Annotated in this window: 17 protein-coding genes; 9 read left to right on the top strand and 8 right to left on the bottom strand. The window is 45.1% G+C overall.

Going from position 1 to position 22999, the window contains the following annotated elements; genetic code table 11:
* Window positions 1-87 precede the first annotated feature (87 nt).
* The 4 genes from ITG09_03995 (at window position 88) to ITG09_03980 (ending at window position 3835) form a co-directional block, all read left to right on the top strand.
* Window positions 88-1239 carry a methyltransferase gene (locus ITG09_03995; GenBank protein UPR52816.1) on the top strand — a complete coding sequence of 384 codons (1152 nt, stop codon included), beginning with the start codon at window positions 88-90 and terminating at the stop codon, window positions 1237-1239.
* 66 nt (window positions 1240-1305) lie between these two features.
* Window positions 1306-1875, top strand: a complete 570-nt coding sequence (locus ITG09_03990; GenBank protein UPR52815.1) for a hypothetical protein — start codon at window positions 1306-1308, stop codon at window positions 1873-1875.
* A complete protein-coding gene (locus ITG09_03985) occupies window positions 1875-2423 on the top strand; it encodes a peptidylprolyl isomerase (GenBank protein ID UPR52814.1) in 549 nt (182 codons plus the stop codon). The genes ITG09_03990 and ITG09_03985 overlap by 1 nt, the downstream gene beginning before the upstream one ends.
* A 53-nt stretch (window positions 2424-2476) precedes the next feature.
* Entirely contained in the window at window positions 2477-3835 is a 1359-nt protein-coding gene (locus ITG09_03980) for an MFS transporter (GenBank protein ID UPR52813.1), read from the top strand.
* A gap of 67 nt (window positions 3836-3902) precedes the next feature.
* Here the strand turns inward: ITG09_03980 and ITG09_03975 are convergent, their stop codons facing one another.
* Entirely contained in the window at window positions 3903-4142 is a 240-nt protein-coding gene (locus tag ITG09_03975) for a hypothetical protein (GenBank protein UPR52812.1), read from the bottom strand.
* Window positions 4143-4535: 393 nt separating this feature from the next.
* Here ITG09_03975 and ITG09_03970 point away from each other — a divergent pair, with 393 nt between their 5' ends.
* The 3 genes from ITG09_03970 to csdA all read left to right on the top strand — a co-directional run bounded on the left by ITG09_03970 (window position 4536) and on the right by csdA (window position 7653).
* Window positions 4536-5351, top strand: a complete 816-nt coding sequence (locus ITG09_03970; protein UPR52811.1) for an outer membrane protein OmpK — start codon at window positions 4536-4538, stop codon at window positions 5349-5351.
* A 110-nt stretch (window positions 5352-5461) separates the two neighbouring features.
* Window positions 5462-6355 carry a 2-dehydropantoate 2-reductase gene (gene panE / locus ITG09_03965; protein UPR52810.1) on the top strand — a complete coding sequence of 298 codons (894 nt, stop codon included), beginning with the start codon at window positions 5462-5464 and terminating at the stop codon, window positions 6353-6355.
* A gap of 86 nt (window positions 6356-6441) precedes the next feature.
* Entirely contained in the window at window positions 6442-7653 is a 1212-nt protein-coding gene (gene csdA / locus ITG09_03960; protein ID UPR52809.1) for a cysteine desulfurase CsdA, read from the top strand.
* Window positions 7654-7986: 333 nt separating this feature from the next.
* On the opposite strand, the gene csdE is transcribed toward csdA, so the two are convergent.
* The 4 genes from csdE to ITG09_03940 form a co-directional block, all read right to left on the bottom strand.
* Window positions 7987-8418: a cysteine desulfurase sulfur acceptor subunit CsdE gene (gene csdE / locus ITG09_03955; GenBank protein ID UPR52808.1), complete on the bottom strand. Its 432-nt coding sequence runs from the start codon at window positions 8416-8418 to the stop codon at window positions 7987-7989.
* 41 nt (window positions 8419-8459) lie between these two features.
* Window positions 8460-9269 (bottom strand): tRNA cyclic N6-threonylcarbamoyladenosine(37) synthase TcdA, encoded by an 810-nt coding sequence (gene tcdA / locus ITG09_03950; GenBank protein UPR52807.1) that lies wholly within the window; start codon window positions 9267-9269, stop codon window positions 8460-8462.
* Window positions 9270-9382: 113 nt separating this feature from the next.
* Entirely contained in the window at window positions 9383-10495 is a 1113-nt protein-coding gene (mltA, locus tag ITG09_03945) for a murein transglycosylase A (GenBank protein UPR52806.1), read from the bottom strand.
* 81 nt (window positions 10496-10576) lie between these two features.
* Complete coding sequence (locus tag ITG09_03940; GenBank protein ID UPR53584.1) at window positions 10577-11050, bottom strand: DUF2850 domain-containing protein; 474 nt, start codon at window positions 11048-11050, stop codon at window positions 10577-10579.
* Between the two features lie 161 nt (window positions 11051-11211).
* Between ITG09_03940 and argA the strand changes: the two genes are divergently transcribed.
* Window positions 11212-12549, top strand: coding sequence for an amino-acid N-acetyltransferase (gene argA, locus ITG09_03935; GenBank protein UPR52805.1), 1338 nt, complete (start codon window positions 11212-11214; stop codon window positions 12547-12549).
* A gap of 281 nt (window positions 12550-12830) precedes the next feature.
* On the top strand, window positions 12831-13022 hold the full coding sequence (locus tag ITG09_03930) for a hypothetical protein (protein ID UPR52804.1): 192 nt from the start codon (window positions 12831-12833) through the stop codon (window positions 13020-13022).
* Window positions 13023-13122: 100 nt separating this feature from the next.
* On the opposite strand, the gene recD is transcribed toward ITG09_03930, so the two are convergent.
* From recD to recC, 3 genes are all read right to left on the bottom strand, one after another.
* Complete coding sequence (gene recD / locus ITG09_03925) at window positions 13123-15363, bottom strand: exodeoxyribonuclease V subunit alpha (protein ID UPR53583.1); 2241 nt, start codon at window positions 15361-15363, stop codon at window positions 13123-13125.
* Window positions 15360-19034: an exodeoxyribonuclease V subunit beta gene (gene recB, locus ITG09_03920; GenBank protein UPR52803.1), complete on the bottom strand. Its 3675-nt coding sequence runs from the start codon at window positions 19032-19034 to the stop codon at window positions 15360-15362. Before recB ends, recD begins: the two co-directional genes overlap by 4 nt.
* 427 nt (window positions 19035-19461) lie before the next feature.
* The gene (gene recC, locus ITG09_03915; protein UPR52802.1) at window positions 19462-22938 is read right to left on the bottom strand and encodes an exodeoxyribonuclease V subunit gamma; all 3477 of its coding nucleotides are present in this window, start codon (window positions 22936-22938) and stop codon (window positions 19462-19464) included.
* Window positions 22939-22999: the final 61 nt, after the last annotated feature.

Raw genomic sequence — 22999 nt, 5'->3', positions numbered from 1 at the left:
ACATGGGTTTGGTTGAGTTTTTTCTATCTTGTTCAGCCTGCATTTGAGACAATATCTTTGTTATTTCTTACATAAGTATCTCAAGCAATGAAAACCGAACTTACCCTTCACGACAGAACTTTGACCTTACATCGTTTCCCTAAACGTTCAAATGAAACCCTTCAAGCTTGGGATGCAGGCGACGAATACATTATTAGTCACGTTGAAGAAATGAACATTGAACCTGGCAAACACATCCTGATCATGAACGACAGCTTCGGTGCCCTATCGACCTGGTTCTCGAAAGATCATGATGTCACGATGATGAGTGACTCATTTATCTCTCACCGTGGTTCCCTGAAAAACTTGCAACGTAATCAAAGCAACCGAGTGAACTTCCTGAACACAATGGATGATATCCCACACGGTATCGATCTTGTGATCATGCAGCTGCCAAAAACAAATCGTCACCTCATTTGGCAATTGAGTCAGCTACGCCAAGCTTTGCCTGAAGGCTGCCAAGTGATCGGTGTCAACAAGGTAAAAGAGATCCACACCTCTACGCTTAACCTGTTCGAAAAACACCTAGGCGAAACCAAAACCTCGTTAGCGAAGAAAAAACACCGCTTAATATTCTCGTCGCCAAACTGCCAGCCAATTCAAACGGTAGAGCCTTTTGTTGAGTGGGATGTGGACGGTGAAGATATCCGCCTGAAAAATTTACCAAATGTTTACTCAGGGGAAGCACTCGATCAAGGCGCTCGCTATATGCTAGAGCACATCCCACAAGATCCTGAGCTACGTCATATCATCGACCTAGGCTGTGGTAACGGTGTATTGAGTGTTAAAGCAGGACAATTAAACCCTCAGGCTCGTATCACCTGTGTGGATGAGAGCTTCATGGCGGTGGAATCGGCACGCCAAAACGTCAAGGATAACCTTGGTGAGGAAGGTAACTTCCAGTTTATCGCCAACAACTGTTTAGATGGCTTCAAGAAAAACAGCACCTACTTGGTTATGTGTAATCCACCGTTCCACCAACAACAAGCGATTACTGATCACATTGCATGGCAAATGTTCTGTGATGCAAAGCATGTTCTAAGCAATGGAGGCAAATTAATTGTTATTGGTAACCGACACCTCGGATACGATGTCAAACTAGCAAGACTATTTGGTGAAGCTAACGTTGAAACGCTTGAACTAAACCAAAAATTTGAGATATTACAAGCAACAAGAGAACCTGCGAATTTTAATAAATAAGCAGAAACGACTTCACAAGAATTTTAGATACCGAGCTTCTGGTGTGAATTTAGAAAGGATAAAGGAATGAAAAAACTGATTTTGGCTGTTTCTATTATGGCTTTGACAGCATGTTCAGCCCCTCAGCAAGAACAAATCAATGTAATGCCAGAAGCTTCGCTAAGCTCAAGCAACCTTGTACAAGGCAAAACATACACACTAACCAGTAAAGATATTCGTGCCGCTCAATATGTTGCATTGGTTGATAGTGGCCGTTCAAACATTCAGCCAATTCACGCTAAGCAAAACATGCGTATTTCTCTAGAAAACGCTGTAGCTCAACAGTTAGAGTCGCAAGGTTACCGTGCAAGCGTAAACAGTGAAAACTCGATTGTTTTAGAGATTCAAGAAGCACTCGTTACCGTAGAACACACCATTATGGAAAACAAAATGGACGGTAAAGTAACACTTGAAATCACAGCTGAAACACCTGAAGGCAAGCTCGTTAAAACATTCAATGGTACTGCAACGCGCACTGGTACATTAAGTGCTTCAAACGATGATATCGCAATGGTGCTTAACGATGTAATCAACTTGGTATTGAAAGAGATCGCCAATGACCAAGAACTACAAACTTACATGAAGGAACGTTTCTAATGGGTCGCATTCTATCTTCTATTGCATTAATGCTGGTGAGCGTGAGCGTTTGGGCTGGTCCTAAAGTGAACGTAGAAACAACATTAGGCGACTTCACTATTGAGCTAAACCAAGACCAAGCTCCAGTTAGCGCTGAGAACTTCCTTAAATACGTAGCAGATGGCAGCTACGAGGGGACTATCTTCCACCGTGTGATTCCTGGCTTTATGGCGCAAGGTGGTGGTTTCGATCAAGAGATGAATCAACAAGCGACTTATGCTCCTATCAAGAATGAAGGCAGTAACGGCCTGAAAAACGATACAGCTACAATCGCGATGGCTCGTACCAATGCGCCAGATTCTGCAACTCGCCAGTTCTTCATTAACTTCTCAGATAATGACTTCTTGAACGCAAAAGGTGGTAACGCAGGCTACGCTGTATTCGGCAAAGTAACTGAAGGTTTTGATGTTGTTCAAAAGATGGCAACGATTCCAACCAAGCGAATGGGCCGCATGTCAGACATCCCTGTCGACCCAATCGTCATAACTAAAGTGACCCTTCTTAAGTAAACCAATCTAACGCCCTTATTTCTTAAGGGCGTTTTTCTATACAAGGACGCCCTATGTCATCAGGCACTCCCTCTCTCTCTTGGATGCAGACTTTCCGCAGCTACCTAGATAAACGTCTACTTTGGGTGTTTATGCTCGGCTGTTCAAGTGGCTTCCCATGGGTTCTTATTGGATCCAACATGTCTGGTTGGCTAAAAGATGCAGGTTTAACGCGCGCTGCCATCGGTTACTTTGGTAGTGTATTTGCCGTCTATGCGATTAACTTTCTATGGGCTCCATTGGTTGACCGAGTAAAACTGCCAATCCTACATGCGATGCTGGGCCAACGACGCAGTTGGATATTTCTATGCCAAAGCTTTGTATTGATTTGCACGCTATTCATTGCCGGAGTCAACCCTGCCAATGATTTGATGTTCACTTCAATGCTTGCTCTTGGGATCGCGATTGCTTCTGCAACTCAAGATGTCGCGATTGATGCATTTCGTATTGATACCTTCCCAAAATCAGAATCATCAAAATTACCACAAGCATCCGCAATGGCTGTGATGGGATGGTGGACGGGCTATTCTCTTCCGGGTTATCTCGCCTTTATCAATGCCGATACGATCGGTTGGAATGGCGTGTACTACGGAATGGCTGGCGTTGTGATTATTCTGATGCTATTCACCTTATTTGTCGGTGAGCCAACAACACAACGTGAAGCGCTACAAAAAGAAGCACAGCAGCGACACAATAAAGTTGTGGGTTCGAAAGTCGTGGCTTGGTTTAGTGTTACAGTGCTAGAACCGTTCTATGATTTCTTCAAACGAAACGGCGTTCAAGTTGCCATTACCCTACTGTTGTTCGTCTTCCTATTTAAAATAGGTGAAGCCTTCTTAGGCCGGATGTCTGTACCATTCTATAAAGAGATAGGTTTTAGTAACGAACAGATCGGACACTATTCGAAGTTAATTGGTTGGGGGGCGACCATATTCTTCACCTTGCTAGGCAGTGTCTTCAATGTGAAGTTCGGAATTGTGCGTGGTCTTATGATCGGTGGTGTTGCAATGGCGGCCAGCAACCTCATGTTTGCATGGATTGCTCAGGTCGGCCCTAGTGAAACGCTGTTCTTGGCAACGATCATTGTCGACAACTTCACGACCGCCTTTTCAACCGTAGCCTTTGTCTCTTTCTTAACGCTTCTAACCGGGCAGGCCTTCTCAGCAACCCAATATGCCTTACTCGCATCCTTGGGTAACTTCGGTCGGACAACGCTAGCCTCTTTCAGTGGTGAACTGGTTGATTACCTCAATGATTGGTCAACCTTCTTTATCCTAACCGCACTTATGGTGATACCAAGTTTGATCATGCTCTATTCGTTGCGCCACTTTTTCACGGATCTATTAGAAAAAGCCAAAAACAACCAAGAGTAAGATGAAAAGAAAAGAAAACAAAAGAGGGTAGCACTGAGCTACCCTCTTTTACGTTCTGTCGTCACGTTTAGTCTGTTGTGCCACTGAAGGTCAAGTTAAACCCAGTTCCCATCAAATCAACAATCGCCACCTCTTGATAAACAACACCGTCAGATAAAGTAATGGGCGCAACGTCAATCGTGCCAGTAGATGAAGCTTTTGCAACGGTAAGGGTCAAGTAATACGCTCTCGCTACAATACAAATACCATCTACGTTACCTTTGAATTTCATATCTCTTAATGCTGGATCGATAGCAAAGAACCCCATATTTGTGGTCAGAAATAATTCAAAGACGGAGTTGATCCGCGGACTGAATGCGTGATTTTTAGTGAGAATATACTTAGAAAAGAATCCTGTTGATTTTGATATGCATATCACTCTATTTAGTATAATCGTTTGCTTAGCGCAGTATTTCACCTATTTATCTACAAAATAATCATATCTCACAAAATCAATAGAATCCAAAGTGCATCAAGATGCATTAATGCATTAAAGTTCCATCATTTAGATCATTAGTGTGATCAAGCTCACTATAATAATTGCAATTTTCACTCCGTCTCACTTTTATTTGAGAACAAAATCGCTATTATGCTCGGCATTCGGACATATAAACACGCACGGATTAGCGGGTTACTTATTTCAAACATAGAGAGTTCCATTATGCGTAAATCACTTTTAACTCTTGGCCTACTTGCAGCAACTTCTGCTCCAGTAATGGCAGCGGATTATTCTGACGGCGACATCCACAAAAATGATTACAAGTGGATGCAGTTCAACATCATGGGTGCAATCAACGAGAAAGGTCCTTATGAATCTACTCATGATTACCTAGAGATGGAATTTGGTGGTCGCTCTGGAATCTTCGATCTTTACGGCTATGTTGATGTATTTAACCTAACATCAGACTCAAGCAGCGACAAAGCAGACAAAGATGGCAAAATCTTCATGAAGTTTGCTCCTCGTATGTCTCTTGACGGCCTAACTGGCAAAGACCTTTCTTTCGGTCCAGTTGAAGAACTATACCTTTCAACTCTTTTCGAGTGGGATGGTAACAACGGTGGTGTTAACACTCAGAAAGTTGGTCTAGGTTCTGACGTAATGGTTCCATGGTTCGGTAAAATGGGTCTAAACCTTTACGGTACATACGATTCAGGTGTTAAAGATTGGAACGGTTTCCAAATCTCGACTAACTGGTTCAAACCATTCTACTTCTTCGAGAACGGTTCATTCATCTCTTACCAAGGTTACATTGATTACCAATTCGGTATGAAAGATGAGTACGCTCAAGTAAGCAACGGCGGCGCAATGTTCAACGGTATCTACTGGCACTCAGATCGTTTCGCAGTTGGTTACGGTCTAAAACTATACAGCGATGTATACGGTTTTGAAGATGGCGCAGACCTTCCGTGGGATGCGACTTCACAAGCAGACTCTTCTGGCGTAGGTCACTACGTTGCGGTAACTTACAAGTTCTAATCGAACTTCTAAGAAAACTTCCTAAATGGCACCCTCGGGTGCCATTTTTTATTGCTTTCATTTAATGCCTCGCTATCCTTGCAGCATCACTTTCTTATCTCGGTATTGCTGTGAACATCACGATTGTTGGACCCGGAGCTATTGGTTCTTTGTGGGCCATAAAACTACTTCAAGCTGGTCATAATGTCTCTTTGTGGAGTCGTTCTTCTGACACCTCTATAGACCTATCATTGGATGAGCAAGATTCACTTTCCTTCCGTAACAACAGTATCAAAAAGCTATCTGCGAGTGACTTAGTGATCGTCACGGTCAAGGCTTGGCAAGTAAAAGAAGCCACCACTCCGTTACTTCAATATCTCGACCCTGACACCATTCTGATGTTCATGCACAACGGAATGGGAGCAGTAGACGAGATAGCCGCTCAAATTGATGCTCATCCTGTAGTATTGGCGACCACCACCCAAGCAGCCTTTAAACCCGACCGTAACAGTGTCTCTCACACAGGGTTAGGTCAAACTCAGCTGGGAGCATTTAACCTCAAAGGTCAGCAATGCACTTTTTTGGTTAATGTGTTGGAACACGCTCTACCGACCGTGAATTGGAACCCTGAGATAAAAACTGCGCTTTGGACTAAGCTCGCCATCAATTGCGCTATTAACCCACTGACAGGATTGGAACAGGTCAAGAATGGGAAACTGGCCGATCAACACTTCAGCGAAACGCTAAACTCCATCGTTCACGAACTCACGCAAGTAATGCAGGCGGAAAGTATTGCTTGTTCATTTGATGAGTTAGAAGCAAGCGTCAACAAGGTTATTTACGCCACTGCACAGAACAACTCTTCAATGAAGCAAGATATGTTCTATCAAAGAAAGACTGAGATCGACTTCATTACTGGGCACCTTATAAAGACTGCGCTTAAGCATCAAATAGAAGTGCCCGCTAACCAAAAGCTGTTCGCAATGGTTAAAGAACGAGAAAATAGCTGGAATCATCAAGATTAGTCAGCAACGCTTAACAAGTCGCGATAAAATAACGATACCGCTCAGCGTAACGCTGGCACCAATTTCCAAGATTTAGGTAATAATAGATGCTTGATATCAATCACATCCGAGAGCAGTTTCCTGCGCTATCACAAACCATCAACCAACAACCGTTGATTTACTTAGACAGCGCGGCAACCACACAAAAACCTCAGGTAGTTATTGATGCCATTAGCCAATATTACTCTAAGCAGAATGCCAATGTTCACCGTGGTAGCCACAGCTTAACCGCGCAAGCAACCAGTCAATTTGAAGCGGCCAGAGACAAAGTCGCACAGTTTATTGGCGCGACATCGTCAAAAGAGATCATTTGGACTCGCGGTGCCACCGAAGCACTTAACCTGATCGCTCAAACTTACGCTAGAAGCACCCTTCAACCTGGCGATGAGATCTTAGTCAGTGAAATGGAGCATCACGCCAACATTGTGCCTTGGCAAATTGTGGCTGAGCAAACCGGTGCTAAAGTCGTTAAAGTACCGATGACACCCGATTGCGAATTTGACCTAACTGCGTTTGATGCACTTTTAAATCAACAAACCAAGATTGTTGCATTAGCTCAGATAACCAACGTAACGGGTTCTCGTCAGCCGATTGAAGCTGTCATAGAGAAAGCACACAAGATGGATGCGATTGTTGTGGTCGATGGCGCACAGGGCATCGTACACGAGCCCGTTGATGTTGCTGCTTTAGGTGCGGATTTCTACGTATTCTCAGGGCACAAGCTCTACGCCCCTGCGGGTATCGGTGTACTTTACGGCAAGCTTGAATTGCTCGAAGCGATGCCACCTTGGCACGGCGGTGGCAAAATGGTTGAGCGTGTCTCTTTCTCTGGCACTACTTTTTCAGAACTGCCTGGCAAATTCGAAGCGGGCACGCCAAATGTGGCGGGAGCGATAGCATTAAGTACTGCAATAGAATGGTTAAGTGGTTTTGCACAGCAAGATGTCGAAAATCATATCCACCAGCTACAACAGAAAACCTATCAAGCCCTAATCCAGTTGGACGACATCCAGATCCTTGGTTATAAACCAAATTCTAGTGTGATTACGTTTGTAATGGATGGCGTTCACCATCAAGACATCGCGACGTTATTGGATCAGCAAGGTATCGCAGTTCGTGCAGGCCACCACTGTGCACACCCATTAATGGATGCGCTCAACGTAAAAGGAACCGTGCGAATTTCATTTGGTATTTACAACAACATGGATGACGTCGAAAAGCTCGTAGCAGCGATAGAAAAAGCCGTTGATATGCTTTAGGGAGTGGCGAGACTGAGTTAGAAATCGTCATTCCAAAACTGAGGAACGAAGTATCTGAAACCTCAAATAGCAGACCATCCAAACTAGATTCCCTATTACGCTCCTTCGTCGCTTTAGGGAATGACGAAACACAGTTAGAATTCGTCATTCCAGAACTGAGGAGCGAAGTGTCAGGAATATCTAATAGCGATATCATCCAAATGAGATTCCCTATTGCGCTCCTTCGTCGCTTTAGGGAATGACAAAACACAGTTAGAAACCGTCATTCCAGAACTGAGGAACGAAGTATCTGGAATCTCTTTAAAGCACTACGATAAAAATGTGTGGAGACAATTATGATTTAGCGAGGTTCTTGATTTGCTCAACAATCGCTTTTAATCCGTTCCCGCGAGATGGGCTAAGGTGGGTAATTAAACCAATTTTTTCAAAATAACCATCAATATCAAACGCTTGAACCTGATTTGATGTTTTTCCATCATACGCAGCCATCACTAATGCAATCAGACCGCGTACGATACGAGCATCAGAATCAGCACAAAAATACCAAACACCGTCGATATTTTGAGAAACTAACCACACTTGGCTTTCACAGCCGGAGACAATCACCTGTTCACTTTTCAGTTCATCGGGCATCATTGGCAGTTTCTTACCCCATTGAATCACCTGGCGATAACGGTCTTCCCAGCCGCTAAATGTCTGCATCTTCGCGACGATATCATCACTGGTAATTTCAGTGCCGAATGGAGAACTTGGAAATGACGTCATTTTTATGTCCAGTAAATTCTTAGTAAGCGTAAAGTAACGAGTTACTTACTGTGCTTTTGAATGATCTTTTCTACGATACGTGAAACAGCAACAAAACCAAAGGTCGCTGTTACCACCGTTGCAGCACCAAAACCTGTTGCACAATCCATTCGTTTTGGCCCTTCGGCTGTCGCTTTCGCAGCACATACACTGCCGTCAGCTTGCGGGTATTTCAACTGTTCTGTCGAGAACACACAGTCGATACCGAACTTACGCGCAGGATTTGTAGGGAAGTTGTGGTGACGACGTAATGTGTCTTTCAGTTTCTTCGCTAGCGGATCTTGAATCGTCTTAGTCAGATCAGCCACTTTAATTTGAGTTGGGTCGACTTGGCCACCCGCGCCACCCGTGGTGATCACTTTGATTTTGTTGCTACGACAATACGCCAACAGCGAAGCCTTAGCTTTCATGCTATCAATCGCATCGAGAACAAAATCGAACTCTTTCGACAAGTATTCAGACTGATTGTCAGGACCAATAAAATCGTCTATCAGGTTCACTTTACACTCAGGGTTAATCAACTTAACGCGCTCAGCCATCACTTCGATTTTGCTCTTACCAATCGTACCCGACATAGCGTGGATCTGACGGTTGATGTTAGTCACGCACACGTCATCCATATCGATCAACGTCAGCTCACCTAAACCAGTACGAGCAAGCGCTTCAACAGCCCATGAACCCACGCCACCAATACCGATAACACACACGTGTGCCGCTCTAAGTATGTCGACTTCACTATTGCCATATAGGCGACGAGTGCCACCAAATCGTTGGTCATAGTTTTCTGAAGCTGGAGTGGTCAATTCACGCATTGTTGCCGCCAATTTATTTCTGAGAAAAAGAAAAGAGTGCGTTTTATACGCACTCTTGAATAAAAAGTCTAGGGGATTAGCGATTCGCTTTCAATGCCCAATTTTATTGTCGTTTACTCAACCTTCTCAGGAGGCAAAGCCCAAGGCGCTTCGGTCGCGCTGCCATCTAGACCCAGCTTCCACACTCGACCAAAATGCTTGTAATGACCCGCTTCAGTACCTGCTCTTGGCCCCATGCCGTGGTAGAGATCCAAGTGGTTCTGCTTAACCGCGCCACCGGTATCTAAAACTAGTAACAGTCTTAGTTGGTGTGCACCGCTCCAAGTACCGTCAGCATTTAATAGTGGTACCTCTGCAAGAATCGGAGTTCCCATTGGTAAGATAGAGCGATCACCCGCAACTGCGGCCATTGGTAACAATGGAATGCCTGCGCTACCGATTACCGACAAGTCATCTCTTGCGCTAAAGAAAACGAAAGATGGGTTTTGCTCAAGCAGCTCTTTCACCACCTCTGACTCGTTCGCCAATACCCATTCTTTGATTGCTTTCAGCGACATCTTCTCACGCGGAACTAAGCCTCGTTCGATCAGAACACGGCCAATACTCACGTAAGCCTTATTGTTCTTACCCGCGTATGCGAAATACTTAAGCGTGTCATCATCGCCAAAATGCACAAAGCCACTGCCTTGTACTTCCATCATAAATGGGTCGATTCGGTTAGCAGCGTAGCCAAGTTCAAGACCTTGGCCTTCTAATGCACCGTTGTAGATCTCTTCACGAGTCGGACAATCTTTATCACAATCAGGAAGCCCATAAACAGGGAATCGATACTCTTCATTCGCTTCATGGCGTAATTCCATCACAGGAGAGAAGTAGCCCGTGAACAAAACATTGCCTTGCTTATCGCCACCACCAAGTTGAGCAGTTTGAACGCCAAAGTTGGCCAGTTGGCTTGGATCACCACTTTGCAACGCCCACTCATTGAGCTGCTGATAAAGCGGCTCATAGATTTTTGCCATCGAAGGGGATTTAGATACCACCATCTCAGCTTGTTCGGCAAACGCGGTGTAGTCTCTTGGTTTATTAGATTCAACCTGATCGACCTTATTTAAGGTGCGAGGAAATTCATCATCAAGATGTTGTTGGGCAAGATCGGTAGGTTGAGCACAGCCAAATAGTACAGAGGCGGCAACAAGGGGAAGCCATTTTTTAATCACAAGAGTCATCCTAAAAATTCTATGCATCGAGGATGACAAAAACAGTCAGATAAAACAATCTTAGATTGTAAGAGTTTACAGTAAGATAACCTATCGGACTGAGTGAACGATATGGCCTTTAAGGCGAAAGACAGGATTATAGTGACTGTCAGAATCGAGCACCATTTCTGTATTGTCAGAATTGGTCATGCGGAAACGATACGTTTGATCACCCGCCTTATATTCAAAGTAGCGACCGTCAAAGTCAAAGCTCGTCGAAACAACAGACCCACGAACTGACACACCATTAGCATTCAGTACGAACTCATCCGTCGCGTAATGCGCAACATCTTGTTCAATCCAAGTACCATAAAGCAAGTGATTTGGCGTTGCTGAATCTTGCAATCGAGTGATCACATCACCAAAAAGTGACACCACTGCGAACGAACCGACCAGTGCCAAAACCATGAGACAGCGCTCGATGATCTTACGCTTAAACTTAGATTGGTTGCGTTGTTCTGCCTCACTGTAGAGACCTGTGGTTATCTCGTCGATTTTGTTCTTTGTTGTTGGAGCTTGTTGCATTCGGTAACTACTCATAAAGATGCTATGCGCATTCTACACTGAGACCGTTTATATAATGAACCCTAGATGAGCATAGTTTGCGCTTTATTCCAAAAAGGTGTTGTTTAAATCTGAATTTAAATGCTAAATTACCGAATAAATAAACAAAATGGACTTGTTCTGTGAAATTAAGAAGTACAGCGCTAGTAAAAGGTTTCAGACAATCAACCCCTTACGTAAATGCTCACCGTGGCAAGACCATGGTAATTATGCTGGGAGGCGAAGCCGTTGCCGATAGAAACTTTGGCAACATTATTAGTGATATTGCCCTACTCCACAGTCTTGGGGTCAAGATTGTTCTTGTTCATGGCGCAAGACCGCAGATCAACCAACTGTTAGCAAAACAAGATTGTCATACGCCTTATCACAAGAATATCAGAGTCACCGATGAATATTCTCTGGGTGTTGCTATGCAGGCAGCGGGGCAATTACAACTTGCCATCACAGCTCGGCTTTCAATGAGCCTGAACAACACGCCAATGGCGGGCACTCAACTCAACGTAATGAGTGGCAACTTTATTACCGCTCAGCCATTGGGCGTTGATGATGGCACGGATTACTGTCACAGCGGACGTATCCGTCGAATCGATATTGAAGGGATTAATCGTACACTCGACCAAGGCTCCATCGTCCTGCTTGGGCCTATTGCTAGCTCCGTGACTGGTGAAAGCTTCAACCTACTTTCTGAAGAAGTCGCAACTCAAGTAGCCATTCGTTTAAAAGCCGACAAGCTGATTGGTTTTTGCTCTGAGCAAGGGGTAACGGATCAAAACGGTAATGTACTCGCCGAACTTTTCCCCACAGACGCAAAACAAATTCTAGAACGCTTAACTCAATCTCAAAACCCTGCCGAAGACATGAGCACTGGCACACTTCGATTCCTGAAAGGTGCAATCTCTGCTTGTCGTGCTGGTGTGCCTCGTTGTCACTTAATCAGCTACAAAGTGGATGGCGCATTAATCCAAGAGCTGTTCTCTTTCGACGGTATTGGAACCCAAGTGGTCATGGCGAGTGCCGAGCAAGTCAGACAAGCTCAGATTGATGACATCGGTGGTATCTTTGATCTTATTCGCCCGCTTGAAGAACAAGGTATTCTCGTTCGTCGCTCAAGAGAGCAGTTAGAACAAGAAGTCCATCGTTTTACCATCATTGAAAAAGACGGTCTGATTATTGGCTGCGCTGCACTATATGCTTATCCCGAAGATCATATGGCAGAGATGGCGTGTGTTGCTATCCACCCTGACTACCGCGATGGAAACCGTGGGCAATTACTGCTCGATTATATGCGTCATCAATCCAAGTCGCGAGACATCGACCAGATCTTTGTTCTTACCACACACAGCCTTCATTGGTTCCGAGAACAGGGTTTTTACGAGATAGGTGTTGATGAGTTACCGATGGAAAAACAGGGTCTATACAACTATCAGAGAAACTCAAAGATCTTAGCGTTAAACGTGTAAATAAAGTTTTGGACCAGAATCTCAGTTTGATCGTAAATTAATTGCAAATGTAATCGTTTACTATAAGAGTTTTATTAAGTATGCACTTTCACTCACACGAATAATTGTATAGAATTTAAGCGCTTTAATAATATTAACAAATGTTTTTATAGGAATTGCCATCTCGATAGTCATATCGACTTCTTGAGATGGTAACTGCACGGATTGCTATACCCGTTAACGGTCAGCACGCTAGCAGTAGCTCTGCCGTTAGTATAAACAGCAAAAAGAGCAACATTGATATGAGAACCATTGTTTGTAACTCGCTGCAAAGTTTTTGGGATATGGCTGATAACCAATTCTTAGAAGGGCTAGACGTACACTGCGTGTTCCCTGTGAGCGAGAACCTCAAAGAGTTTATTTTGAATTGCCAAGCAAAGTACAAAATAAACCATATATCGTTTACTCGAGCGTTTTTAGGCACTGATTCCTAACACGCTCAAAGCAACCAGGGATGGTTGCTTTGTGTATACACTCTACCCTGCTATTTCGTCGTTTTACTTCCAGAAACACCTTCGCTAAAACTACTGACTGTTAGCCGGTTAAACGACTTCCTAAACCGCTAACTCGCTCTGTTTTCACTTTAATACCACGTTTTAGTACATTGGTATCACTGAACATCATCAATCGTTTCTTTGCACGCGTAATACCGGTATAGATAAGCTCTCGCGTTAGAATGGGGCTAAAATCTGGCGGCAGGATCATTAAGGTCAAATCAAATTCGCTACCCTGAGATTTGTGAATCGTCATCGCATAAGCCGTTTCATGATCGGGAACTCGGCTTGGAAGCACCGCTTTCACGCTGCCATCCGGCAATTCAAAATACACCTTCAATCTAGGCGCAGAACTCGCAGCTATTGAATGGGAAATATCATAAGAAGCACTACTGGAATCGGCCTCAAGCATGCAGATACCAATATCACCATTATATAAACCTAAACCATGGTCATTACGCGTTACCATTACTGGTCGCCCGTGATACCACAATTCGTCATTGTGCGGATTCACCAAACGTCTTGCTGCTAGCGCTCTTTCGATCCTGTTATTCAAACCTTTAACACCAAAATCGCCTTCACGAACGGAGCACAGCAATCGACATTTGCTGAACAAATCGAGAACCGATTTAGCTCGCGCTTCTTGAGTCTCTAACTCGTTTAAAGGAACATTCATTCTATTGAGATACTCACCATACTCATTAACTAAGGTACGCAGCATCAAGTTATAGCTATCACTCGACAGCGGGTGATTTTCAATGTCTCCAAATCCTTTAGCAAACACTTGATCGACCTGATTAGCAGAGCCGTTATTGATTGCTTTTGCCAACTGCCCGATACCTGAACGAGCATCGAAACGATAACTCTTCTGCAGCATACACAAGCTATCTGCAATCGCAGGAGGGTTAACCGATCCAGCTTTGACCTGCCCTGTATTAGCTATCGCGTCAAAACCGGTCATCTCTGCAATCAAATTACCTTGCGCTGTGCTGTAGCCTGTTGAATTAAACGAGCAGATATCACCTAACACCGCGCCCGCTTCAACGGAAGCGAGTTGGTCTTTATCCCCCAACAAGATAAGCCTTGCGTGTTCAGGGAGTGCATCCACCAGCTTATACATCATGGATAAGTCGACCATCGAAGCTTCATCCACCACCAAGATATCAAGGTGAAGTGGATTACGTCGGTTGTGTCTAAACTCCGCTCGATTAGGGATCGCGCCGAGTAATCTGTGTAAAGTACTCGATTCCGTTGGTATGTTGGCTTTTACTTCAGGCGCTAAAGGCAGCTGCTCAATCGCTTTGCCAATCGACTCTGTTAAACGTGCCGCCGCCTTACCTGTCGGTGCCACCAGCTTGATCGTCGGTGTTTTACCTTGGCTTAACGATTGCTCGACCATAGCCGACAGTAATTTGGTTACCGTGGTCGTTTTACCAGTACCCGGCCCACCAGAAATCACAGCAAAACGACGACTTAACGCCACTGCTGCTGCGACCTTTTGCCAGTTCAAACAGACGGATAACGGCACTAGGCTATCCAACACCTCTAGATCCATTACTTGCTTGGCTTGAACAATCACTTGGTCGATCGCGCCCCAATCTAGAGCCTGTTCATCAACGATATCGAGATGGTCACACACCAACTGTTGGCGTAACACCTGAGAGGTTTGTTGACTCGAACCAGCCTTGGCTAATACGTTAAACAAAAAGTGATAACTGCGTGCGAATAACTGATTCAGCGTTTCAGTGAGCGCCTTCTTCTGTTCAATATTGAACTCGACTGGATTACTTAGACGGTTTAACGTTTCAGCCAACACAACTTCGTAGTTCCAATAGCGCTGTAAATAAACTCGCTGTCCATCAAACATCAGCGGCTTAACGCAATCATTAGTTGTGCCAACTAGGTTTGACGATTGAAGTACCGCCACCCAATCAATACCTAATAACTTTTGATTCAGTTGCAGTGCCGTTTCACCGTACAACCCAAGTAACTGAGCAAGATCCGCCGTTTGTTCAGGGCCTACCGTATACTGCTGTATAAGCTGAGTACAGATATGCCCCTTGCCTAATTCATGGCTCACCACCCCTGCGAGAAAACCGACTTCTTGAGAGTGAGCCGCGGCTTGCTGAGCAATAAAACGGGCAAATTGATAATCCAACTGACGAATTGAGCCCCTATCAGCGAGGAACTTTAATACATCCATGAGTTGCTCAGGGATAAGTGAAACTGGCTTAACTGAGTTCGCTGTCTCTATGCTGGTATTAGTGGTCGTTGTCATTATAAAAGCCCCATCTGTCCAGTTTCATCGTCATTCAATTGTGCTGAACGTCTGTCTATCACTTTACCGTCAATCAATTGATCCATTTCATCGAGCAAAGCCAAGGTTGGTTTAGCCGAGAAAATACCTTGTTGAGATTGGCCGTCCATTCCTCTTAAGAACAAGTAATAAACCCCACCGAAATGTTGCTCATAACTGTAGTCAGCAACGCGGCTGCGTAAAAAGCGATGCAATGCCAACGCATAGATTTGATATTGCAGATCATAGCGATGGTCGGCCATCGCCGATTTCAATGCCTCACCATGATAGACGGCAACATCATCACCTAGATGGTTCGATTTCCAGTCGAGTACATAGTATTTACCTTGATGCTCAAACACTAAATCGATGAAGCCTTTCAGCATGCCTTGCACGGTTTGGAAACCTAGGTCGCCCGCCTTGGCCGACAAGGGATCATGATACTGAATGGTTTGATTGAGCTCAGATGCGGCCAACACTTCTATCGGCAACAAGAACTCCATCTCGACCAATCGTTGCGTTGAGTCTTTCTTGCTTAGCTTTAAGTCCTTACCATCTAACGCGGTGTTCAGCACCGTATCGACCAGTTGTTGAAGTACAGGTAACCACTCTATTTCGTATTGCTCTGATTCTAATAAGTGAGTGATTACTTGCGTGTTATGTTCGCTGGTTGCTGGCTCGGTAAATTCAACATCCTCAAACAAGGTATGTAAGAAGGTACCTGGGCGAGCACCGCGAGGGAACGAGAATATAGAACGTTCCGGTTCAATCAATTCCGACTCGTCTTGTTCATCCGCTGAGTCGATATCGAAACCAGACACCTCAATGGTCGCATCATGGCTCGCGCCGTGACTACCCTGTTTGACTAAGCCTGAGTAACTGGTAATACGCCAAGATCGGTCAATTGAAGCCTTGAGTTCACTGGCCTGTAAGTCGTCACTCACTTGCTCTGTTTGCACAAAAACTTGTTCGTGAGCGGTAGGCGTTTCAGACAATAGTACGCTTGAATTCTTACTCTCAATCACTAACAAAGCTTGATGCAACTCGGCAATACCTTGCTCCTGTCCATTTTGAACCAAATAGCCCATAGCACTTAAGTGAACACCGGTCGGCTCTTTGGTTGAGCGCCCTTTACGTAAAGGAGCCATACCAATAAAACAGCCATAAACCGCACGAGTAAGCGCCACGTAAATCAAACGTAGATCTTCTGCCAATCGCTCTTTATCCGCTTGTGCTAGAGCACTATCACTGCCCGTAATATCAAGTACCGTGGTATCTGAGTCATGGTCGTAGAATTTACCTTCACTCGCTTCTCGGTAGCTCGCCACGAACGGCAAAAATACGAGGTCATATTCCAAGCCTTTCGACTTATGAATAGTAACAATTTGAACTAAGTTTCTTTCTGATTCAAGGCGTTGAATGTCGTCTTCACTGCCACCTAAACCATTTTGAGCATCGGAAATCGCTTCTGCTAACCAGCGCAGCAAGCCATAATCACTGTCGAGTTCCTGCCTTGCTTGTTGCAACAATTCGCCAATGTGCATTAAATCAGTGAGTGAGCGCTCACCATTTTCTTCTTCCAGTAAACGTTCCGCGAGATGTCGTTTACTGATCACACTGCGAAGCATTGGTAACACACCACGTTGCAGCCACAACTTACGATATTCTCGAAATTCGTTAACGACGTTTTCCCAAACCACTTCATCGTTGTTGAGTTCATCCAATGAGGCGGCATCCAGAGCAAACAACTCCGACGCTAAACTGGCGCGTAATGCACGGTCATTTTCAGGTGTCAGCACCGCCTGTAGTAAACGCTGAATATCTTGTGCGACCAAGCTGGTGAAAACGCTATCTCGGTTAGACAAATACACGCTTGCAATGCCTTGTTCAGACAACGCGTTCTTAATCAGGCGACCTTCACTACCAGTACGAACCAAGACTGCAATATCACCCGCATTCACAGCATGTTGTTTTTTGCCGTTATCAAAATAGGCTTGTTGATTTTGAGAAGCGGTCAGAATGGTTTGAATTTGACTCGCCGTCGCCTCAGCCATGGCTTTGTGATATTCGCCTTTCGATAATGGCTTATCTTCCGCTTCTTGTAGCCAAAAGGTCAATGCATGCTGAGTTTCACCATTCATCACCCACTGGCGTTTGTCAGCCGATGGGCTGGCTGCGACAGGTAAGAATGGAATATCTTGATCATAGATAAACGGGCTATCCGAATTCATAAACACTTGGTTTACCGCACTGACCATGTCAGCACTCGAACGCCAGTTAGTCCCCAGCGTGTAGTGAGCACTAACTTGGTTTCTCGCCTTAATGTAGGTAAAGATATCCGCGCCACGGAAGCCGTAAATTGCCTGCTTCGGATCACCGATCATAAACAAACCGCATTGCGGATTATCTAAATAGATTCGGCTAAAAATACTGTATTGCAACGGATCGGTATCTTGGAATTCATCAATCATCGCTACTGGATATAAGGTGCGAATTCTCTCCACCAGCAGTGATTGCTCATCCATATCGATTGACGCGGATAACTGAGTCAGCAAATCATCAAACGATAACCACTGCTTCTGCTGTTTAGCCTTAGCCAACATAGTTCGACAATGAGTAATCGCATGTGCCAGCAAAGGAGCTTTTAGATCTGCTGGAGAATTTAAGAAGTCTTCAATCGCTTCGAAAACTGCGTGTTGAGGTGCAGTGCCTTTTGGTGTTTTTTCAATTAACGTTGCTTGTGAGAACTTCTCTAGTTTATCTGGAAACTGGTAATCATGAGTGTCGCTTTGCGCCCATGCTGTGACGGCTTCTAACCAAGTCGGCAAAGACTTCTTAGTGTAGCTGCGCTTATTCACATCCGATCCAGAAATCAAAGCCAAAAAGTCCGCTTCGGATTCACACCACAACGCCTTAAGTTGCTTCACTTTATCTAAGTTTTGATTGTGCAGAGTTTGCAGGTCTCCCGACATCGCATCTACCGTCAATTTCAGCGGAGAGCCCGTCAGATAGCGATTTACATCGGCAAGTAACGAAGCGGGAGAACCCCAAATATTTCGCACCTCACCTGCAAGTTGAATGGGTAACGGATAAAACTGTTTACGCCAATAGTCGGCAACCACTTGTGCTTTCAGATGGCTTTCATCGGTCACAAATTCATTATCAAAGCGGCTTCCAGACTCGAAGGCATTCTGAGTCAACATTCTCTGACAGAAACCGTGAATGGTGTATACCGCCGCTTCATCCATTTGTCTTTCAGCATTGAGCAGAGTTTTCGCCGCACCAGCATGATCATCGATGGCTTGTAAGAGAGGAGCAATCACTGGGTCGTCACTTTGACCACGAGCAAACGCAATACGTGCATCATGGATTCGCGCACGAATACGATCGCGTAGCTCTGCGGTTGCCGCTTCAGTAAAAGTCACAACCAGAATTTGGTCTACGGTCAGCGGCTCATGGTGTCGAGTAGCTTCCGTCAGATCGCCTTGCGGCGCAGCAGTACCGTGCCCGAGCAGTAAACGTAAATACAAGCCAGCAATAGTAAATGTTTTACCCGTACCCGCTGATGCTTCAATTAAACGCGCGCCATGAAGTGGAAACGTCATGGTATCAAGTGTTTGTGGAACGATTACCTGAGCACTGCTTGTAGTCGTCATGCCTTACTGCCTTCTGATAAATGTGTTGTTACAAATGTGACCTAGCGTAGAAAATGTCATTCAATTTACGTCCTACGCCAATTTGTTAATAGTTAGTGCGATCTCTCTCACGGATCAATTCAGATCGCCTCGCTACTATGCGCCCACGAGTTCAGGAGCGCCTACGAGTTTTATACTCATGCGTTACTTTGAACCACTGAATAATGGTCCCTCTGACCTGTGGCCGTACAGCGAACGCCCTACACTAATAATGATTTACTGGCGGCCACTTTATTTCCTGTACCTTGATTCCTCATAAACGACTTCCTCTCGTCATTTTATAAGCCCTGCACACCAAGTTTACATCTAACTCTTTATTTCCCATGCTTTTATTCAAACGCATCTCTTTGATAAGCATATTGTTGGTGATCTTGCTGATCACTGCCGATTATTCCTGATCTTCAAGATCGGCAGCGGCGAGTCTTGCGGCCTGCAGCACAAGCGTTGAATACATTCGCGACTCAGCAGCCAGAGCATCATCCCACTTAGACCAAATACGTGAGATGTAAGTATCTCGACCCTCGCCAGTAAAGGCGAAGCTGTCATTAAAGGTATCAGCCATTTTCTTTAGGGACTTTTCTTCGTCATCAACCCATTTACCGCGGCTAAAGCCCGCTTCAACACCAGCTAACGCGGTTTTCGGGAAGTAAGGCAGTGGTGCTGTCATGCCTTGATAAAACAATCGCACTAACTCAGCCAGCAAACTCTTCGCCTGCTGCGCATCGCCGATAGGTTGTAGCGTTTGGTGAACCACGCCCTCTTTTCTGTCGTAACCAATAATATGAGTCGTTTTTCCGTGTCCCATGACGGCACAACATAGATGATCAATCCACGCTGCCAAATAATCTTGAGAGCGTATTTTACCGCTACGGAAACGCACTAGACCCGATTGATAGTTTTGAGTTAACCAACCCATCAAGCGAACAGGTTTACCTTCGCCTAACACATCAAATTCGATGTTAACTTCGAGATCTTGTTGCGGTGATCCGCTCACAAATCGAATCTCTTTGGCTAAGTCTTCCGCTTGAACACGGTTGGTTTCAAATTCGATATCACCAAAGGCGCCGACCGGTAAACGACCCTGTGCTTTTTGCTCAGAGACAAACAATCGAACTGCTTCGTCTGCGCCTTCAGGGTGGTCCAGCAACACTTGCAGTAAAGCATCTTTAAGTTGGAAACTCTCTAAACCATTAAGTACGAACGGCTCATCGTCTTCCATCACAGGAAGTGGCGGCTCAAACACCACTTTTAGACGGCGATTAAAGAAGTACTGCACTGGCAAACGCCAAAAACGCTGTAACTCAACCAGATCCAATTCCAACGGGTACGTTGCACCCAACAAGTAATCATCCAAAGCGCGATTGAATTCACCACTGCGTTCACCGGAACGGTTAGCCGCAGGTAGCCACTCTTTGGCATAACTCAATACATGGCTTGCATCACCTTGAGTAAACGCCGCAGGGCTGAACGGTGTCATGGTGTGTTCAAAGCTGATCGCTTGAGTCAGGTTGATACCAGAATCATCGCTTGGCAACGCTTGGTCTTCACTTAAGCAGTAGTTCTGCTGGCAGTACTCGATCAACTCTGAAACCAATACCGACGGCACTCGCTCGGTATTATCTTGAATCGAGCGGCCGACATAGCTGATGTATAAACATTCTTGCGCTGACAGCATCGCCTCTAAGAATAGGTAGCGGTCATCATCACGGCGAGAACGATCGCCAGGTCGTGTGCGTCCGTTCATTAGATCAAAACCTTCTGGCGGCATTGAGCGAGGGTAAACACCATCGTTCATGCCTAACAAGCAGACGGTTTTGAACGGAATAGAACGCATCGGCATCAAGGTACAAAAGTTAACTTGGCCAGCTAAGAATCGCTGGCTAATACGCGCGCCAGATAACTTATTATTGAGGTACTGGTAGATAATGCTTGGCGACAGTTCTTGTTCATACAAGGCATCATCAAGCTGTTCATTCAGTTGCGAAAGTGCATCGCGAATCGATTTGAGCACCACCTCGCCTTCTAGTTCAACCGCAAAGAAATCATCAATCATTTGCAGCAAGGTTTCACGCCACATATCGATAGATTGGGTTTCAGTTAAGCGTTGACGGTAATGTGCGATACGATCGATAAAGTGCGCTAACTTACCAGCAAGTTCGGCGTTAATGCCTTGAACTTCGTTATAAGCAGCAATCGGAGAGTGTTCGGTTTCAAACAAACCTGCGGAATCCGACATCGCATAGCCTAAGAGCATGCGCTGGATACCGAATAGCCAAGTGTTTTGCTCGGTCGCAGGTAGATCAAATTCTGTCGCCGTTGAAGCGTCAACACCCCAACGAATGCCCGCTTCTTCAACCCATTGCTTGGCTTGCTCAAATTGGAATTCATCAATACCAAAGCGTGCCATCATCGCAGGAATTTCTAATAGTTCTAGCAACTCAGAGGCTAAGCAGCGCGTATTCGGTAGCGCGACTAACTGCATGAAAGCGGTCAGAATTGGGCTTTCTTGGTCTGCGGTTCTATCAGAGATCGAGTAAGGGATATAACGCTCACCCGGAGCATTACCAAATACTGCCTGAATCGCTGGGCTATAAGCATTAATGTCAGACACCATCACGATGATATCGCGTGGTTTCAGGGTCGGGGTGGTATCAAACATCGCCAACAACTGATCATGAAGAACTTCCACCTCGCGCATTGGGCTGTGACAAGCGTGTACAGTTAACGAGCGATCGCCAAGCTCAACCACCTGTTTATGGTTGCTGGAATCTAAGATGTGGTCGTCTTGATGCTCTTCTAACTGGAGAATGTCGGCTTGCAGTTGATGAAGCAGGTTATCCCTCTCAACATCAATAAAGAACTCATGCTCTTCGCTATCTGATTGAGATAGTAAAAACAGGTTATCTCTGCCCAATTTCCCCATAGACGCAAGTAAACTATTACCCACAGCTTGGCTGGTGTGTAGTTCATCTTCAACGTTGGCTTCAATACCATCTTTCAATGGTGACACTTCACCTTCTAGCTGAGGTAAACCATCAACCAACGCAAACTGCTTACGACGCTGCGCTTCAACTCTTGCCAAATATTTACGGTCGCGAATATCGCCCCAGTAATGCTGGCAAGGGTTGGTAAACATCAGGTGTACATCGATCTGCTCACCCAGCGCTTTCAAGGCATCCATGTAACGAGGAGGCAACGAAGAAATACCAAACACAAATAAGCGTTTAGGCAGATGCTGCAATTGACCTTGTTGATTAGCTAGCGCTTCAATGAAGTCGTGGTACAAATTGCCACGGTGGTATTTTGATTGGCCTTGAGACAGCGTTTGATCATAGAGTGCCTTCCACAAAATTGGCTGCCAAGGGTGCTCTTGCTGCCGTTCATCATCGACCAATTCAGCAACGGGCTCCCCCGCTTCCCACATCGCCATCCACTCCGGTCGATACACTAAGTAGCCATCGAAGATATCGGCAATTTTCTCGGCTAATTGATACAGCTTCGAATCATCTTCGTCGTTTTCAAGATAACGTTGCAGCGGTAAGAAATCAGGGTGGTCAAGCTTAGCGGGTAGCAAACTCATCAGCTTCCACGTCATCGCTTCTTTGTTAAACGCACTGCGTTTAGGCACATCAGGAAGCACTTGGGTAAACATATCCCAAATGAAGGTTGCTGGAAGTGGGAAATCGATATTTGCTGCTACGCCAAACTCTTTGGCGAGTTCCATCTTAAGCCATTGAGACATACCTGGGCTCTGAACCAAGATCTGCTCTTTTTCGAAAGGATTGGCTAAAGGGTCACTTTTGATTAAGTGAACGAGAAGGATTTTTAAAGTATCGACTTTATTGGAATGGTAAACAGTAAACAAAGTGCACTCACGCTAATCTTGCCACAATATAAAGCCAGATTAGCATAAGTGCTAAGTTTGG

The sequence above is a fragment of the Vibrio cyclitrophicus genome, from assembly GCA_023206055.1.
GTDB classification, from domain to species: Bacteria; Pseudomonadota; Gammaproteobacteria; order Enterobacterales; family Vibrionaceae; genus Vibrio; species Vibrio cyclitrophicus_A.
Note: the sequence above shows the minus strand (reverse complement) of the source record. Positions and strands in the feature narration are given on the sequence as shown.